This window comes from Streptomyces katrae, assembly GCF_000966975.1.
In the GTDB taxonomy this organism is placed as follows: Bacteria; Actinomycetota; Actinomycetes; order Streptomycetales; family Streptomycetaceae; genus Streptomyces; species Streptomyces katrae.
In genome coordinates this window covers 1-1,798 of the sequence record NZ_JZWV01001614.1, presented here as the reverse complement: position 1 = coordinate 1,798, position 1,798 = coordinate 1, and the positions used below count along the sequence as shown (strand labels likewise).

Below are 1,798 nucleotides of genomic sequence, written 5' to 3'. Positions count from 1 at the left end.
ATGTGTATAAGAGACAGGCCCAGAGGGTATGGGTGTGGCTTTCTGGGGGGGTGCCTCCTGTGGCTGGTACTGCTTGGCCGCCCGTGTCCTCCTGACGACCCGGCCGCCGATTGGGAAGTGCGATCTAGTCGCTGTGTAGAGCAATGCCGGCGTGGTCGTCTGCACCAGCATGTGGAGCTGCGACGACGGGAGCATCGTGAGCCGGATATGGGCGGGGACTGACTGCGGCAAGACCCATCACCACTGCCTGGTGATGGACGACGAGGGCCGCGTGCTGCTGTCGCGGCGGGTCGCCAACGACGAGCCGGAGATCCTCAGGGTCATCGGGGACGTCCTTGCCCTCGCCGACGGGGACACAGTGACGTGGTCCATGGACATGACGGGCGGCGAGCCCGGACTCCTCATCGCGCTGCTGCTCAACCACGGCCAGGAACTTGTCTACCTGCCCGGCATCGCGGTCAACCGCGCCAGTGACAGCTATCGCGGCGCGGGCAAGACGGACGCCAGGGACGCCTGGGTCATCGCCGACCAGGCACGGATGCGCCGGGACCTGCAACCGGTACGCCTCGGCGACGACGCCAGCATCGAGCTCCAGCTGCTCACCGATCGGCGGGCCGACCTGGTTGCCGAGCGCACCCGGACGACCAACCGTCTCCGGGCTTTGCTGACCAGCATGTTCCCGGCGCTTGAGCGGGCACTGGACCTGTGAGTGCGGGGCTGTCTGGTGCTGCTGGCCGGCTACCAGGAACCTGCGGCGATCCGCCGGCTCGGTGCCAAGCGCCTGGCCACCTGGCTGCGGAACCGGAAGGTGAGGAACGCCGAGGCCCTCGCGGCCAAGGTCGTGGAGGCGGCGGAGAGCCAGCACACCGCGGTCGCGGGGGAGCAGGCCATCGCGAGGATGGTCCGCGCCCTGGTCGGTGAACTCGTCTCCCTCAACGAGAAGGTCGCCGAGGTCGAGCGCCGGATCGAGGAGCGATTCCGTGCGCACGAGCTCGCCGAGATCATCGAGTCGGTGCCCGGCATCGGGGCCGTCCTCGGGGCCGAGTTCCTCGCCGCCGTCGACGGAAGCCTTGATGCTTTCGCCACCCCTGACCGGCTCGCGGCCTTCGCGGGGGTGACACCTGCCCCGCGGGACTCGGGCAAGATCAGCGGGAACCTCCACCGGCCGAAGCGCTACCACCGCGGCCTGCAACGCGTCTTCTACGCATCGGCGCTGTTCAGCATCCAGCGCGACCCCAACTCACGAGCCTTCTACGACCGCAAGCGCGCCGAGGGCAAACGCCACGTCCAGGCGGTCCTTGCCCTGGCCCGACGACGGGTCAACGTCCTGTGGGCCCTGCTGCGTAATCGCCGCTGCTACACCGTCGCGGCCCCGGCAACGTAGGCCGCCTCCCTGTGCCGCTGGCCTGAGGCCGGCTCCCAGCGGCCACCGGGGGACAGGGAGGAGGAGACAGGCTGGACGGGTCACTGGTTGACGGGGAAGGCCGCCTGGAAGGCCAGCCGATGGGCGGCGTCGGCGCCGAGACGGGTGAGGAGGTCGTCGAGGGCGAGGTACTCCTCCCAGGGCTCGCGCCCCGTGGCCGTGGCCAGCGCCTGTACGAGCCTGTCCTCCAGGTCAGGGACGCGTTTGTCCTTCCAGACCTTGTCGGCCGTGCTGACGAGGAGCTCCTCGATCGTCACGTCGGGGCTGTCCCAGCTCGCGTGGGTGGCGGCGAACCTGGCCAGGCGGGGCGCGAAGCCGTGCTCCATGAGCAGGTCCCGGCCGGCTGCCTCGTGTGCTGATCCCGGTCCGGAGAGC

Annotated in this window: 2 pseudogenes; one reads left to right on the top strand and one right to left on the bottom strand. The window is 69.7% G+C overall.

Annotated features, from left to right (window positions below):
• Positions 1-196: 196 nt before the first annotated feature.
• Positions 197-1,384, top strand: a pseudogene (locus tag VR44_RS39625) (IS110 family RNA-guided transposase).
• An 80-nt stretch (positions 1,385-1,464) separates the two neighbouring features.
• Here VR44_RS39625 and VR44_RS39620 read toward each other — a convergent pair.
• Positions 1,465-1,798 (bottom strand): annotated as a pseudogene (locus VR44_RS39620) (phosphohydrolase); the annotation flags it as partial.